The organism is Marinobacter sp. GH_1 (genome assembly GCF_048595985.1).
GTDB classification, from domain to species: domain Bacteria; phylum Pseudomonadota; class Gammaproteobacteria; order Pseudomonadales; family Oleiphilaceae; genus Marinobacter; species Marinobacter shengliensis.
Map to the genome: position 1 here is coordinate 1,293,920 of NZ_CP184460.1, position 15,524 is coordinate 1,309,443.

A 15,524-nucleotide genomic window follows, 5' to 3' on the forward strand; every position below is an offset into this window, starting at 1 on the left:
ATGCTCCGTTAAAACCAGCGAACGGGTGATTGATTCTGATCACTTTCAATAACCGGAATCAGACAGTAAGCTGATGGCCAACCTGTTGAACCAGAATGCATAAATGGATCTGATTGAACCCGCTGTTCGAACGTTTCTCGGCATCTTTTTTCTGATGATTGGCCTGCAGTTCTCCGCCAGAACACTGGGCTTATACGCCCGTATGGGGTTCAGTCACATTCATTACGGTGCCCGGGGTAAAGCGACCTGGTGGCATCGCCACATCTTCAATGTCTTTCGTGCGGTGATTCTTCTGGTGTGTCTGGCGCGGATTTTTGTCGACCTGGATGGCTGGCTCGGGGTATTTGCCTGGCTGTATCACTGGCCGGTTCTGTTGGCCGGTGCGGTGTTACTGCTGGCATCGTTTTCGGCGGTAAATTACCTGCAGGCGTATATGCACGAAGACTGGCGCTCCGGTATCGCACCCACTGCAGATAAGGCCAGGCTACTGACTCAAGGCCCCTACAGCTATTCCCGAAATCCGTTGTTTCTGGCGGTTATGACCGGGCAGCTGGGCTTTTTTCTGGCATTGCCCAGTGCGTTTTCGCTGGTTTGCCTGGTGGCGGGTGTGCTGGTGATTACCCGCCAGGCAAAAGAGGAAGAAAAAGCCCTGGCTCAGCGCTTTGGCCAGGACTATGAGGTTTACCGGGCAAAGGTGCCCCGTTGGTTCTGACGTCTGTCGTCAGGATGCCTGTTTTCGGGCGTCTTTGATCACATCGTAGGCGTGGCTGATTTCACGAGTGCGCTCTTCCGCCATCTCCCGCATGCTCTCGGGCATGCCGCGCCCGGCCAGTTTATCCGGGTGGTTCTCACTCATCAGCTTGCGGTAAGCGCGTTTGATCTCTGCATCGGAGGCAGAGGCGGAGACCCCCAATACCTTGTAGGCGTCCTCAATCTGCTGCCCCGAGGAGTAGTTCGGGCTGCCGCCGGCATGCCCGGCATGGGCGCCGCGCAGCATGGCCTCCAGTTGGTCTACCTGGCTTTCTGGCAGGCCAAGGCCCCGGGCAATACGCACCAGCATCTCGTGCTCGGCCGGGTGTACCTGGCCATCTGCGGCCACCGCCGACACCTGAACCTGCAGGAACATCTGCAGAAAGGCGGGCTGGCGGCCGGAGTTCTGCAAAAAGCGGTTGAGCTCCGCGTCCAGGTCGAAATCCGGTTGCTTGCCACGGTTGAAGGCGTCCCGGGCGATGGCTTTTTGCTCTTCGTTCAAACGAAACCGTTCAAACATCGCCTCCGCCAGTTGAATCTCGTCCCGGGTCACCACGCCGTCGGCCTTGCACAGGGCGCCCATGACGGCAAACACAGATTCAACGAAGTTGTTTTGCAGGCTCTGAATCTTGCCTATCAGCCGGCTTTTCATCCGCTGGAACAGGAATGCACCAATGGCAGCCCCCACCAGGAATCCCGGAAACCGGCCAAAGGCATAACCGATCAGGCCACCGAAAATCATTGCGAACAGCATTCAGATATCCTTAGCGAGTAAATCAGTCCGTAGAATATACGTGTTTTTGGTCAGCGCTTCATGAACAGGCTTTCATCCACCGGATCAATCTGTTCCGGCCGTAGGTGCTGTTGTGCGTAGGTCAGCCAGATACGGGACTGCAAAAACAGGTTAAAGGTGTCCTTGTCCAGGTGCCCCTTGTCCACCATAACCGCCATCAGCCCCAGGGATTCGGAGAGGGTTTTACCGCGTTTGTAGGGGCGGTCTACCGCAGTGAGGGCTTCGAATACATCGGCGATGGCCATGATTTTTTCCGGAATGCTCATGTTTTCACCTGTCAGCCTGCAAGGGTAGCCATTACCATCCATTCGCTCGTGGTGGGTGCCGGCGAGCCTCGGCACATTGGCCAGCCGATCTGGCAGCGGCAGGGCATCCAGCATGCAGATGGTCTGCACGATATGCTCGTTGATCTTGAATCGCTCTTCGTCGGTGAGGGTGCCATAACGCACCGTGAGGTTGTGCAGCTCACCCCGATTGTAGGCGTGCTCCGGCAAGGTCATATCGAACCCCCAGCGGGTACGGGGATCGTCTTTGCGCACCGGTGGAGTATTGTCGCCCCAGCTGCGCAAGTGGCCGGGTTTGTCAGCCAGCAAGGTTTCCATAACGGGTAGCTCGGGTGTTGGCTGGTGTTCCAGAGCTTGCTGTTCGTCGCCGGACAAGCCCAGGCGGTCGCTAAAGTTCCGTAGCCAGGTGCGGCTGCCAATCTGGTGAATGCGCGCGACATCGTCATCCGACATGGATTCGCTGCCTTGATTGACCCGCGCAAGAAACGCGAATTCCCCCTGCAGGGTTTCTTGCAACTGAACCCGTTGTTGCCGCGCCTCGTCAGAATCTTTCGCTTCCAGGCACGCCTTCAGGTACTGGATGTCGGCATCCCGGTGTAACACCTCGAAACGGGTTCGGATTTCATGTATCCGGTTGTGAATGGTCTCAAGCTTGACCGCCTTATCAACCACATATTCCGGGCTGGTTATCTTTCCGCAGTCGTGGAGCCAGGCGGCCAGGCGGAATTCGTAACGTTCGTCTTCGGACATCCTGAAGCGGGCAAACGGGCCGTCACTGGCGCTCTCAGCCTGTTCAGCCAGCATCTGTGCCAATTTGGGCACCCGCTCGCAGTGGCCCCCGGTGTAGGGTGATTTGGCGTCGATGGCGTTGGCCACCAGTTGAATGATGCCGTCCAGCAGGGCCTGCTGGCTTTCGATCAGCTCACGGGTTTCGATGGCAACGGCGGCAGAACCGGCAATCTCGTCAACAAACAGGATCAGGTCATCGCTCAGTTCTGTTTTGTCTCCGTGCTCGATCTCGATAATCAACACGCCAATCAGTTTGCGGCGGCGGTTGCGGAGAATGGCAAACACCGAGTGGCCGGGAATGTGGCTGCGCAGAATACGGATCAGTTCGTTGTCATCGGCGGCAGGGGGAATAGACCTGAGTGCCTTGGGTATTTCAAGGCCGCCATTCACGGTCAGTTCGAGTTTGTGATCGTGAATGTTGAACAGGTAGATCGCACCGCGTTTCTGGCCCACGATACTAACGATCTGCTCGAGAATATCCTGCAGCAGCTGGTTCAGGTCCTGGCCGCGGTTCAGTACGGTGGAAATGTTCTGGAAGCTGCGGATGGTATGGGCCATGTCGTCCAGCGCAATGCTCAACTGCGACGCCTCGCGGATGTGAGACTCGGAACGAACCTTAGTGTCGAATCGGAAGCGTGACAGCTGGCTGACTCTGTCTGTCAGCTGCTCCAGCGGCTTGCCCACCTGGCGCCCCATAAACCAGCCGATGACCAGCAACAGCAGGGCGATGGCGCCAGCAATGAGGGTTTGCCTGGCCAATGCGGCCCAGACTTCTGCAAGCAGTTCATCCGAGGGAATGGCAATCACAATCGACAGTGACTCATCCGGCAGGGCATCCAGTGCCACGGCAACGCCATACCAATCACGCCCCTCTGCGGAAAAACCGCCGACGCCCCGTTCCGTTTGCTGCAGCCGGGCCGTTTGGATAACGGCACCGGCCTCTTGCTCAAACTCTGAACTGGCCAGTAACTGCCCTTGATCATTGATGATGGCGAGCTGGCTGCCGGGCGTCTGGCGCAGTTGGGCGAGCTGGGCGCCAAGATCATTCACCGTAACGTCAATGCCAAGGACCGTGGAAGGCTGTGCACTGGCCCGCTGAGACAGTGTCAGCCCGGTTTCCTGAGTGGTAAAGAAGACGTATGGCGCGGATAGCTGCAGTTCGCTGACGCTCTGGGCTGCCTGATACCATGGCCGTTGGCGGGGATCGTAGTCATAACTTTCCAGCACCCGATGCTCAATCAGGTTTAGCCCCTGATCGTAGAAACGCCATACCCCAACCCGTTGCTCCCCTTCCCGTTCGAGGCTTTGCAACAGGAAGTGGCTGCCAGTGGGGGCGTCCGGAAACTGCACGGACCCTGAACTGCTCAAGGTGCGGAAGAGAAAGAAATCGCCGTCGCCAAAGCCGGCGTAAATAGCACTGACGATGGCGCTGCTGGACAGGATGTCGGCCAGTACCGGCAGCCGCTCAAGGCGCTGATCCAGTGTGGTTGCCGCCGTTAACGGGTCATGTCGGAGCACCGCCAGCGCGGTGGAGGGCGGTTGGGTAATGGCGTTGATGCGGTCATCCACGCTGGTGGCCAGTTGCCGTGCCGTGGCCTCTGCCGCTGTTAGTTTGGCCTGCTCCATGCCGCGAAAGCTCTGGCCCACCAGCACAAGGGTGAGAATGAGCATGCCTAGAGTGATGGCGGACGCGATCAGAAAAGCGAGCGACACCTGTGCGGTCTGGCGGTTCGGCAGCATGGGCGAGCCTTAAATGGAAAACAGGTATCCTGAGTGTAGACCCTGACCGCCGAGGTGTTTTGAATGTTGATGAAAATGATCAGGTTATGACAACAGATCTGTTTGATTTCAGTGATGCTGAACCCTGGCAGGAACTGGTGGGTGAGGGCGTTGTGGTATTGCGCCGGTTTGCCCGGAACACGGCCCCGGATCTGATACAAGCCATTGGTGAGGTGGCCAGCAAAGCGCCGTTTCGGCATATGGTAACGCCCGGCGGCCACAGCATGTCGGCCGCCATGACCTGTGCCGGCGAACTGGGCTGGGTGACAGACCGGTCGGGTTACCGGTACCAGTCCACCGATCCGGAATCCGGTCTGCCCTGGCCTGAGATCCCCGAGTCCTTTATAACGCTGGCGCGGAACTCTGCCGAGGCGGCGGGGTATCGGGGATTTGTGCCGGATGCCTGCCTGATCAACCGTTATCAGCGCGGCGCCCGCATGGGGTTGCACCAGGACAAAGACGAGCAGGATTTCTCCTGGCCCATTGTCTCCGTTTCCCTCGGTTTGCCGATAACCTTCCAGTTTGGCGGGCCGAGGCGATCAGACAAACCCCTGAAAATCCCCTTGGAGCACGGCGATGTGGTGGTTTGGGGAGGGCCGGCTCGGCTGTTCTATCACGGCGTACTGACACTCAAAGCGGGCCACCACCCTTTGACGGGCTCTTGCCGTTACAACCTGACTTTTCGCAAAGCCGGATGACCCGGCAGCGAGGCGGTTGGCGCCCTTGCCTTACTTTCCCTGCCCGCTTCTGGTAAGCTTCGCCGCCCCGATTCGACAGTAATCTGACTTTCATCAAAGCGAAGCATTCCATAACCGTGACGATCCTTCCGCCATAGCGTTCATGCCCCCTTAACTGGCCTCGCCCAGACTTCTTTTTCAGGTTTCCTGACACCCGCCCGTGCCCGTGTGCTTGGCAGTCGTTTATTTTTCATTGTTCAGTTGGATATCCCCAATCATGGTGCAATCACTCAAGCAGAACTGGTTTTCCAATATTCGAGGCGACCTGCTCGCCGGTATCGTTGTTGCCCTGGCGCTGATTCCGGAAGCGATTGCTTTCTCCATCATCGCGGGTGTGGACCCGAAAGTGGGTTTGTATGCCTCTTTCTGTATCGCCGTGATTATTGCCTTTGTGGGTGGCCGGCCGGGCATGATCTCGGCAGCAACCGGCGCCATGGCCCTGCTGATGGTGACCCTGGTCAAGGAGCATGGCCTTGAGTACCTGCTGGCGGCAACCCTGTTGACAGGTGTGATCCAGATTGCCGCAGGCTACCTGAGACTGGGTGGATTGATGCGCTTTGTGTCCCGGTCTGTGGTCACGGGGTTTGTGAACGCCCTGGCTATCCTGATCTTTATGGCCCAGTTGCCGGAACTGACCAATGTGACCTGGCATGTGTATGCCATGACCGCCGCTGGCCTTGGCATTATCTACCTGTTCCCGCTGATACCCACCGTGGGCAAGCTGATTCCATCGCCTCTGGTGTGTATTGTTGGCCTGACCCTTGTGGCCATGGTGATGGGCCTGGATATCCGCACGGTTGGGGACATGGGCGAACTGCCGGATACCCTGCCCATCTTCCTGTGGCCGGACGTGCCGCTGACCCTTGAAACCCTTATGATCATCCTGCCGTATTCGGTTGCTCTGGCCGTCGTCGGCCTGCTCGAATCGCTGATGACAGCCACCATCGTGGATGACCTGACCGACACCACCAGTGACCGTGACCGGGAGTGCAAGGGCCAGGGCATTGCCAACATCGGCTCTGGTTTGTTGGGTGGCATGGCCGGTTGCGCGATGATTGGTCAGTCCATCATCAACGTGAAATCCGGTGGTCGCACTCGATTGTCGACCCTCACCGCCGGTGTCTTCCTGCTGATTCTGGTGCTGGTTCTGGACAAGTGGCTCGTGCAGATTCCCATGGCCGCGCTGGTGGCGGTGATGATCATGGTCTCTATTGGTACCTTCAGCTGGGATTCCATTCGCAATCTCAGGGAGCACCCGTTGTCTACCAACATCGTGATGCTGGTAACGGTGATTGTGGTGGTGGCCACCCACAACCTGGCCTTTGGCGTTCTGGCGGGCGTGCTGCTGGCGGCCCTGTTCTTTGCCAACAAGATTGGCCACTACATGCTGGTGACTTCTGAGCTGGATGAAAACACCGAGACCCGTCGCTACACCGTGGTAGGCCAGGTGTTCTTCAGCTCGTCAGAGAAGTTCCTGGAATCCTTTGACTTCAAGGAAGCAGTCGATAATGTAGTAATAGATCTCAGCCGGGCCCACTTCTGGGACATCACCGCCGTAGCTGCGCTGGATAAGGCGGTGATCAAGTTCCGCCGGGAAGGCTCTGATGTTGAGGTAATTGGCCTGAACCAGGCCAGCGCCACCATCGTTGACCGCTTCGGTGTTCATGATAAGCCGGATGCCGTCGACCGCCTGATGGGTCACTGACAATGATCGACAGCAATGAAAAGAACGACATTCGCAGCCACAATAACGAGCAGACGGACAACCAAGGCGAGGCAAGTATGTTACGAGTAGTGGCCTGTATCGATGGCTCCCGGGCAGCACCTGCAGTATGCGATTACGCAGCCTGGGCCAGCCGGCACATGGAAACGCCCCTGATGCTTTTGCATGTTCTGGACGAAGAACGCTACCCGGCGGAGCCGGATCTGGCGGGCAACATCGGGCTTGGCAGCCGTGAGCAGTTGCTGGACGAACTGGCGCAACTGGACCGAAAGCGGGCCAAACTGGCGCTGGAGCACGGCCATCACATGCTGGATGAAGCCGAAACCAGGGTGAAGGCCGCCGGTGCGGAGGAGGCTGTCAAGCGCCAGCGCCACGGAAATCTGACTGAGTCTCTGGTGGCCCTTGAGAAAGAGACCCGCCTGTTTGTGATGGGGCTGCACGGTGAAAGCAGCTCTGACCGTGATATCCACATTGGCAGCCAGCTGGAAACCGTCATCCGAAGTGTGCATCGCTCCATCTTGCTGGTGCCGGATGACTATAGTGAGCCGAAAAGTGCCATGCTGGCGTTCGACGGCAGCCCCACCGCTTTCCGGGGGGTGGAACTGATTGCCCAGAGCCCGGTACTCAAAGGCATGCCCCTGCATCTGGTGATGGTTGGCCCGGATACCGCCGACCGCTGGGAACAGCTCAAGCAGGCAGAGCAGATGTTGTCCGGGCTGGGTGTCGATATCACCCTGGCCATTCGCGCGGGGGATGTGGAGCCTACATTGCACGCGTATCAGGCGGAACATGACATCGACATTCTGGTGATGGGCGCCTACGGCCATTCCAGAATTCGCCAGTTCCTGGTGGGCAGTACCACCACAACCATGCTGAAAACCGCTAAAAAACCACTGGTTATCATTCGCTGACAAGGAATCCCCCGGCCATGCTGACCCGGCAAGTAGTCCCGTTGATCACCAGGCTGAGCCTGTTATTGTTTGCGGGGCTGCTTGCCGGCTGCGCAAGGGGATTGCCGCCGGTCGACCATGGCCCGGTTTTGGCGGTATCCTCGGTGGCAGACTCCTTCACAACGGATCAGCGCCGGATGCACCTTGATCCCGAATCCCGACTCTCTGCGTTTGGGCTGCTCGACACGGGCCGCGATGCCTTTGTGGTTCGCAGCGCCCTGATTGAAACCGCCAGTCAGCGCATTGATGCCCAATATTACATCTGGAACGACGATGCCAGCGGCCGGTACCTGGCTGGCCGCCTGGTAGCCGCTGCAGACCGGGGCGTGCAGGTTCGCCTGTTGCTGGACGACATCAATGTGGCCGGCAAGGAATCCCTGTTTGCCATGATCGAGGCCCACCCTGCCATCAGCATCCGGATTTTCAATCCCTCTCCTTCCCGCAAGGGCGTTGGCCGTTGGTTGTCGTTTATCACCGACTTCGACCGCATCAACCGGCGCATGCACAACAAGACCTTTGTGGTGGATGGCAATGTAGGGATCACCGGCGGCCGCAACATTGGCGATGAGTACTTTGATGAACACCTGGAACTGAATTTCCGGGATCGCGACGTCATGGTGCTCGGGCCGCTGGCTGGCGCCATGACCGATAACTTTGAGGCCTACTGGCAAAGCCCTTGGTCTTACCCGCTGGGGCAATTGTATGAGCTGCCGGAATCGGAGCGTGCGGGTGACCGCTTGTCCGGACTCAGCCGTGCCACCACCGAGCCGCTGCCTTTTACTGCGTCGGTACCCCAGGGCAGGAACCAGGCGGAATCCCTGCTGGCAGGGTGGTTCGCTGACATGGTGAAGGCGGAGGCCGAGCTGGTGTTCGATCCGCCACCGGAAGACCTGGAAGCGCCGGTAGACAAGCCGCGAAACACCGCAAAGGCCCTGTTTGATCTGATCGAATCGGCCCGCAAGGAAATTCTGATTGAGTCTGCCTACCTGATTCTGGCAGACGAGCAGCTGAACGGGCTGGACAATCTGGGCAACCACGGGCTGAAGGTGGCGGCGATCACCAATTCGCTGGCCACCAATGATCTGGTCACCAATCATTCCGGCTACGCCCGTTGGCGGCGTGAGATGCTGGAGCAGGGCTTTGACCTGCACGAGCTGCGACCCGACGCACCCGCCTGTAAACGTTGGGTGGCCAACGAACAGGCCTGCGATAGCGGTGTGGTCAGTCTGCATTCCAAAGCCGTGGTGTTTGACCGGGAAACGCTGTTTATTGGCTCGTTTAACGTGAACCTGCGTTCTATCTACCTCAACGGCGAAACGGTGCTGGTGATTCGCAGCCCGCAACTGGCGCGCGCGGTAGCCGAAGATATTGAGCGCGCCATGGCGCCGGAGAACAGCTGGCGGGTGAGCCTGAACGAGCAGGGTAGCCTGGTGTGGCAATCCCGGGATGGGGAGGTTTATCAGGAACCCGAGACCGGATTCTGGCGCCGGGCGGCTTCCCGGATGTTGTCCTGGTTGTCGATCGAGAAGTATCTCTGAGGCCATTCAGGCCACGTTGCCCGCCGCCACGCCGGAGGCCCACGCCCACTGGAAGTTATGCCCGCCCAGGTGGCCGGTAACGTCCACCACTTCCCCGATAAAGTACAGGTTCGGGTGATCCAGGGCCGCCATGGTTTTGGAGGATAGCTGGCGAGTATCCACTCCGCCCAGCGTTACTTCGGCGGTTCTGTAGCCCTCGGTACCTGCCGGCTTGATGGTCCAGTTGCCAAGCGTGCCGGCAACCTGTTCCAGTTCCTGGTTGCGATACCCCTGCAGGGGGCCGCTCCATCCGTGCAGCTCGTTGAATGCCTGGGCGAATCGTTTCGGCAGGTGCTGGTTCAGATAGTGCGCGATGGTGGATTGTGGCTTGCTGCTGCGCAGGGCCAGCAGGTCTTCGTGAATGTTCTCAGCCGGCAACAGGTTGATGTGTACCGCATCGCCCGGCTGCCAGTAACTGGATACTTGCAGCATCGCGGGGCCGCTCAGGCCCCGGTGGGTTACCAGCATGGGTTCGCGGAAGTGCTGCTGGTGGCAGTGGGCATCGACAGGGCAGCTAACGCCAGATAACGGCGCCAGTTGCTGTTTCAGCTCCGGGTGCAGGGTGAACGGCACCAGCCCCGCGCGGGTGGGCAGTACGATCAAGCCAAACTGTTTGGCAATCTCGTAACCGAACCCGGTGGCACCCATGGTGGGAATCGACAGCCCACCACAGGCGACAATCAGGGATTCGCAACCGAGTGTGCCGCTGCTGGTCTTCAGGGAAAAACCGGAGCCCTGCTGGCGGATGCCGGACACCGACGTGTTCATACGGATCTCGGCGCCGGCCCATTCGCACTCGGTCAGCAGCACATTGAGAATGTCCTTTGCGCTGTCTTTGCAGAACAGTTGGCCCGGTGCTTTCTCTTCATACTCCACCCCGTGACGGTCCACCAGTTCCACAAAATCCTGCGGCGTATAGCGTTTCAGTGCGGAGATGCAGTAGTGCGGGTTGTCGGAGAGAAAGTTCGCAGGCGTGCTGTTCAGGTTAGTGAAATTGCAGCGGCCACCGCCAGACATCAGGATCTTCTTGCCTGGTTTGTTGGCGTGGTCCAGCACCAGTACTTTGCGGCCGCGATATCCGGCGGTGGCCGCGCACATCAGCCCGGCAGCGCCTGCGCCGATGATGATGACATCGTACCGGGATGTTGAACCTGCCATAGAACTGCCCACCACTCGTTGAAAATGGCGGGCAGTATATCAGCCTCAGGGCAGGTAAACGGACCCTTCCATATAAAACGCCGCCTGGCCGGCGATGGCTACCCGGTCATCTCTGAGCTCGCACCGCAGAACGCCACCGCGTGCAGAGAGTTGGCGGGCTTCCAGTGTTTGTTTGCCGAGCTGTTCGGCCCAGTAGGGCACCAGCACGCTGTGGATGGAACCGGTTACCGGGTCCTCATCGATACCCGCTCCGGGGGCGAAGTAACGGCTGACGAAATCGCACTGGGTTCCCAGCGCTGTAACGATCAGCCCCTGATTGCCCAGTTCTGCCAGCAACGCCAGGTTCGGGGCAGCTTTGGTTACCGCAGCTTCCGAGTCCAGAACCACCATGTAGTTGGTGTCATTCGGCACGTAGAACGCCTGCTCGGGGGCGTTTGGCAGCGCTTTCCGGATTAACTCCGGGGTTGGTCGGGATTCAAACGGCAGGTTGGGGAAGTCCAGTTCCAGCCAGTCATCGGAACGGCGGGTAACCGCCAGGGGGCCGCTTTCCGACTGGAAACGAACCCTGTCGTGCTGCCAGCCAAGACGATTGAACACCACCCACGCCGACGCCAGGGTGGCGTGTCCGCACAGTGGCACCTCTACCGTCGGGGTGAACCAGCGGATATGAAAATCTGCATCATCCTGCTCCGGGAGTGGCACCAGGAAAGCGGTCTCGGACAAATTGTTCTCCAGGGCAATGGCCTGCATCTGTTGCTCCGGAAGCCAACTGTTCAGGGGCATCACCGCCGCAGGGTTTCCCCGGAACAGTTCATTGGTAAAAGCATCCACCTGGTAGATTTCTGTCTTCATGGGTTGTCCTTGTGGGTTGTTAGTAGAACGCGTCTGGCTGGTGAGACTGAGATTCCATGTAGCTCCTGCTCACTGTAACAGTGAATCTCGGGCAGCGGCGCGGCGCCCCGAAGTACCCAGTGACGGTTGCCAACGGGTATCACACGGATGCCCTCACGGGCCAAGGCCTGCATGGCTGTCATCAGTGTGCCGGCGGCCGGTGTGCCCTCTGTCGCATAGAGGCCCAGCACATCGTTCCGGGTGGCGCGGTGAACGGGGCGCGTTGAACACGAGTCGGGTTTTGGGATGGTTGCCGTTGCCATGATGAAACTCCTTTTCTGATTCAGGAACCATTATTGGTTTCATCGGATTTCCATAACAGATTCAGCTACAGTGTTATTGAATCGGTACAGATGCAGAAAAATGCAAACTGTACTGCCGAAAAAGCCGGGAAACTGTACTGCTCATAGTGGCGTCGGTTCTGGTGGAATAGAGCTTATAAAGCACGGCACGGCGGAGAACACGATGGGCATGCTCTACAACCAGGTGGCGGACCAGCTTCAGGCGCTGATCCTTGATGGTGTATACCGGGAAGGGGAGCGTGTGCCCGGTGTGCGGGTATTGAGCCGGCAATTCGGTGTCAGTATTTCAACCGTGCTGCAGGCCCACCAGACTCTGGAAGCCCGAGGTTACCTGCAGGCCCGGGAACGCAGCGGGTATTTCGTGCGCCGGCCAGCCCGGGATTTGCCGGAACCAAGAATGACGGAACAGCGCAGTCGTCCGGTACCGGTGTCTGCCCGGGAAATGACCCTGGACCTGTGTGCCGATGAACAAAAGCGTATGGTGCCCCTGGCCACGGCCATTCCGCACCCGGACTACCTGCCGGTCAGGCAGATTCAGCAGAGCACGTTATGGGCGGCGAGGCGAGGCCTGGAAACCCTCGACTATGCGTTTCCGGGCAAGGAATCGTTCCGGCGCCAGATTGCGCAGCGAATGGCCACCATCGGAGTGCCCATTGCGCCAGATGATGTGCTTGCCACCAACGGAGCCCAGGAGGCTATCATTCTGGCCCTGCGGGCAGTGACCCAACCCGGGGATATCGTCGCCGTGGAGTCACCTTCGTTTCCCGGCATCCTGCAGGCGCTGGAAGTGGTGGGCCTGCGGGTGATTGAAATCCCCACCCACCCGTCAGACGGCATCAGTCTTGAAGGCCTGCAGCTTGCCCTGGAGCAGTGGCCCTTGAAAGCCTGCGTGGTGGTGCCAAACCACAGTAATCCCATGGGTGCCCGGATGAGCGACGAGCGCAAACAACAGCTGGTTTCCATGCTGGCGGCTGCTGGGGTGCCATTGATTGAAGACGATATCTACGGCGACCTTTTCCATACCGGCGAGCGCCCGCGCCCGGCCAAGGCCTTTGACCTGGCGGATAACGTGATTTACTGCAGCTCATTCTCCAAGACCATCTCTCCGGGGCTGCGGCTTGGGTGGATGATCCCCGGTCGGCATATGGCCGCCGCCCGGCAACACAAATATTTTGTGAATCTGGCAACTTCCACCATCCCGCAGCTGGCAGTCGCCCATTTTCTGGAACAGGGTGGTTATGACCGTTACCTTCGTTCGGCCCGGCAGCACTACAAGGAGTCCACAGACCGGCTTCGTTCGGCTATTGCCAGAACCTTTCCGGAGGGCACCGCGGTAAGCCGGCCCCAGGGCGGGTTTGTGCTCTGGGTTCAGCTGCCGGAGGGGGTGTCGGGTACCGAGGTGTATCATCGGGCGCGGGGAGAGAATATAAACGTCGCCCCGGGGCGGATGTTCTCCACCGCCAACAAGTTCGACAACTGCCTGCGGCTGAACGGCGGCAATCCCTGGACCGGTCGGATTGAAGCTGCTGTTGACCGGTTGGGTGCCATCGCCCGGGAGGTGCAGTCGGGGGTCAGCCCGGACCGGTTCTGAGATTTGCCGGGTCGAGCAGTCCGGCAGCAATGGCAACGCCGGTGACATCCGGCAGCCGCTCTGCGCCCAGGCGCTTCATTACCCGGGCCCGATACAGGTCGATGGTTTTAACGCTGACATCCAGCTGTTCGGCGATTTCCTTGCTGGTGTAGCCCTGGGCCAGGGGCAGAAAGACATCCCGTTCCCGGCGGGTGAGGGTGCTGATCAGCGCTACGGTATCCGCATCCGAGCGAACGGGTGGCTCGGGTTCGGCGGGTGCCTGCAGTGCCTGCTGCACGCTGTCCAGTAATAACTGCTCATTGAAGGGCTTCTCGATAAAATCAAAGGCGCCGGATTTGAAGGCACGCACCACGATGGGCACATCGGCATGGCCGGAGACAAAAATAATCGGTATCTCCAGGCCCCGTTTTTGCAGTTCTTCCTGAACATTCAGCCCGCCAAGGCCGGGCATCCGGATATCCAGAATCACGCAACCGGGGCGTTGGTCTTCCACGGCATCCAGAAACTGCCGGCCATCACTGTAGGCTCTGACTTCAAGCCCGACCGATTCCAACAGCCATTGGGTGGACTCCAGCATACCGGCATCGTCATCAACAACGTAAACGGTGTTGGCGTTTGACTGGGTGGTACCAGACATCGGGGGCTTACTCCTGGGTTGGTTTGTGGGTGCATCGGGTGTTGCCGGGAGGGAACCGGCAGATCAGCGAAAGGCCGCCGGTGTCTGTGCGGGTGGCATCCAGAAAGCCGCCAAATCCCTCAATGATGGAACGGCTCATGGACAGCCCAAGTCCCAGCCCCTTGGCCTTGCTGGTGTAGAACGGCTGGAACATCTGGCGTATGCCTTCGTCGTCCAGCCCCGGGCCTTCATCGATGACCTGAATCAGGGTTTCCTGTTGGTCGTTGACGCAGGTGCTGACCACAATCCGGGAAGGGCCTGCACTGTCTTTGTCTGCCCCGGCTTCCACATTGGCCTCGATGCCGTTACGGATCAGGTTGATCAACACCTGTTCAAGCAACACCGGGTCTGCGGTGATGGTGGGAGAGTCTGCGGCCAGGTTCTCATAGATCCGGACGCCGTTCTTCTCTGCCTCCCACTGGCACAGGCGTGCAACCTCGGTAATCACCGAATTCAGGGATACCGGGCCCATGCGCTTCTGGCCTTTACGCAGGAACGCCCGCAAACGTTTGATCACCTCGGAAGCGCGGTTGGCGTGGTGCACGATCTTTTGCAAGCCGTCGTCTACCTTCAACAGCTTCTCGGGATGTTGGTCTGCTTCCTTTAGAAAGCGCTGGCTGGCGGACGCGAAATTCACAATTGACGCCAGTGGCTGATTCATCTCATGGGCAATGCTGGAAGCCAGTTCACCCAGGGTAGCCAGGCGGGCCGTGTGGGCCAGTTCATCTGCCAGCAGCCGGTTCTGCTCCTCGGATTCCACCCGGGCGGTGATGTCACGGGATACGCTGATCACCTCCACCACGGCGCCGGTATAGGTCTCCCGGATGGCGCGGCTGGCAATCTCGAACCAGCGGCGGCTGCCGTTGCGGTGAATGATCTCCAGCGTCATGGTGGCGTAGCCGTCTTCCCGCAGCCGGTGGCGGGTCAGGGCCAGTTGCTCGGCCACGTTTTCCCCCTGGAACACCTCTTCCAGGGCCTTGCCCCGGAGCTCTTCCGGCCAGTAGCCCAACAGGCGCCAGGACGCTGGCGTGGCATCAATGAATCGTCCGTCCGGGGCATGCCGCGAGATCAGGTCTGTGGTGTTCTCGGTGATCAGCCGGTAAAGGCGGTTGGAGCGAACGGCTTCTTCCAGGGTGAGGATATCGTTGGTGGCATCACGGCCCCGAACCAATACTTCCCCGCTGTCTGGATCCGGAATGAAGCTCCACAGAAAAATATGGTCGGCAAACCGGGATTCCACGTTTTCAATGGCTCGCCCCTGTTCCAGGGCTGATTTAACAAGCGCTGCCGCGTTCACCGGTAAAAGGTGCTCCGGATAGTCCAGTTCTGCGCGTTGGACGAGGGAATCGGCCGCATGATTACTGGCCAGGACCTCTAATGTGCGACCGACCACGAGAGTGGGTTGTGGGTCATTAGGGACCAGTTGGCTGAAAACGCGGGCTTTTTTAGGGTTGCTCATAAAGTTATAGTAATAATCCTATAATACCATAGTAGAGTTTCTAGTATTTGTTCTATCTTCTACCA

At 59.0% G+C, this 15,524-nt stretch carries 13 protein-coding genes; 6 read left to right on the forward strand and 7 right to left on the reverse strand.

The genetic code is table 11. The annotated features are described in order from the left end of the window. Positions 1–103 precede the first annotated feature (103 nt). Positions 104–712: a methyltransferase family protein gene (locus ACNSOI_RS06000; RefSeq protein WP_420195358.1), complete on the forward strand. Its 609-nt coding sequence runs from the start codon at positions 104–106 to the stop codon at positions 710–712. Between the two features lie 9 nt (positions 713–721). Here the strand turns inward: ACNSOI_RS06000 and djlA are convergent, their stop codons facing one another. After that, complete coding sequence (gene djlA / locus ACNSOI_RS06005; protein ID WP_058093084.1) at positions 722–1,504, reverse strand: co-chaperone DjlA; 783 nt, start codon at positions 1,502–1,504, stop codon at positions 722–724. A 50-nt stretch (positions 1,505–1,554) separates the two neighbouring features. Then, the gene (locus tag ACNSOI_RS06010; RefSeq protein WP_420195359.1) at positions 1,555–4,356 is read right to left on the reverse strand and encodes an HD domain-containing phosphohydrolase; all 2,802 of its coding nucleotides are present in this window, start codon (positions 4,354–4,356) and stop codon (positions 1,555–1,557) included. Positions 4,357–4,442: 86 nt separating this feature from the next. Between ACNSOI_RS06010 and alkB the strand changes: the two genes are divergently transcribed. The 4 genes from alkB to ACNSOI_RS06030 all read left to right on the forward strand — a co-directional run bounded on the left by alkB (position 4,443) and on the right by ACNSOI_RS06030 (position 9,343). After that, positions 4,443–5,093: a DNA oxidative demethylase AlkB gene (gene alkB, locus ACNSOI_RS06015; RefSeq protein ID WP_286920873.1), complete on the forward strand. Its 651-nt coding sequence runs from the start codon at positions 4,443–4,445 to the stop codon at positions 5,091–5,093. A 256-nt stretch (positions 5,094–5,349) separates the two neighbouring features. Then, positions 5,350–6,837, forward strand: a complete 1,488-nt coding sequence (locus ACNSOI_RS06020) for a SulP family inorganic anion transporter (RefSeq protein WP_106695300.1) — start codon at positions 5,350–5,352, stop codon at positions 6,835–6,837. 77 nt (positions 6,838–6,914) lie between these two features. After that, positions 6,915–7,766 (forward strand): universal stress protein, encoded by an 852-nt coding sequence (locus ACNSOI_RS06025; RefSeq protein WP_420195705.1) that lies wholly within the window; start codon positions 6,915–6,917, stop codon positions 7,764–7,766. 17 nt (positions 7,767–7,783) lie between these two features. After that, the gene (locus ACNSOI_RS06030; RefSeq protein ID WP_420195360.1) at positions 7,784–9,343 is read left to right on the forward strand and encodes a phospholipase D family protein; all 1,560 of its coding nucleotides are present in this window, start codon (positions 7,784–7,786) and stop codon (positions 9,341–9,343) included. A gap of 6 nt (positions 9,344–9,349) precedes the next feature. Here the strand turns inward: ACNSOI_RS06030 and ACNSOI_RS06035 are convergent, their stop codons facing one another. The 3 genes from ACNSOI_RS06035 to ACNSOI_RS06045 are packed head-to-tail and all read right to left on the reverse strand — an operon-like array spanning position 9,350 to position 11,694. Next, a complete protein-coding gene (locus ACNSOI_RS06035) occupies positions 9,350–10,540 on the reverse strand; it encodes an NAD(P)/FAD-dependent oxidoreductase (protein ID WP_420195361.1) in 1,191 nt (396 codons plus the stop codon). A gap of 45 nt (positions 10,541–10,585) precedes the next feature. Next, positions 10,586–11,392 carry a PhzF family phenazine biosynthesis protein gene (locus ACNSOI_RS06040; protein ID WP_420195362.1) on the reverse strand — a complete coding sequence of 269 codons (807 nt, stop codon included), beginning with the start codon at positions 11,390–11,392 and terminating at the stop codon, positions 10,586–10,588. Further along, entirely contained in the window at positions 11,389–11,694 is a 306-nt protein-coding gene (locus ACNSOI_RS06045; protein ID WP_374814048.1) for a hypothetical protein, read from the reverse strand. The genes ACNSOI_RS06040 and ACNSOI_RS06045 overlap by 4 nt, the downstream gene beginning before the upstream one ends. A gap of 208 nt (positions 11,695–11,902) precedes the next feature. Here ACNSOI_RS06045 and ACNSOI_RS06050 point away from each other — a divergent pair, with 208 nt between their 5' ends. Further along, on the forward strand, positions 11,903–13,324 hold the full coding sequence (locus tag ACNSOI_RS06050) for a PLP-dependent aminotransferase family protein (protein WP_420195363.1): 1,422 nt from the start codon (positions 11,903–11,905) through the stop codon (positions 13,322–13,324). Here ACNSOI_RS06050 and ACNSOI_RS06055 read toward each other — a convergent pair. Next, the gene (locus tag ACNSOI_RS06055; protein ID WP_420195364.1) at positions 13,305–13,961 is read right to left on the reverse strand and encodes a response regulator transcription factor; all 657 of its coding nucleotides are present in this window, start codon (positions 13,959–13,961) and stop codon (positions 13,305–13,307) included. The genes ACNSOI_RS06050 and ACNSOI_RS06055 overlap by 20 nt on opposite strands. Before the next feature lie 7 nt (positions 13,962–13,968). Beyond that, entirely contained in the window at positions 13,969–15,459 is a 1,491-nt protein-coding gene (locus ACNSOI_RS06060; RefSeq protein ID WP_420195365.1) for a sensor histidine kinase, read from the reverse strand. Between the last annotated feature and the right edge of the window lie 65 nt (positions 15,460–15,524).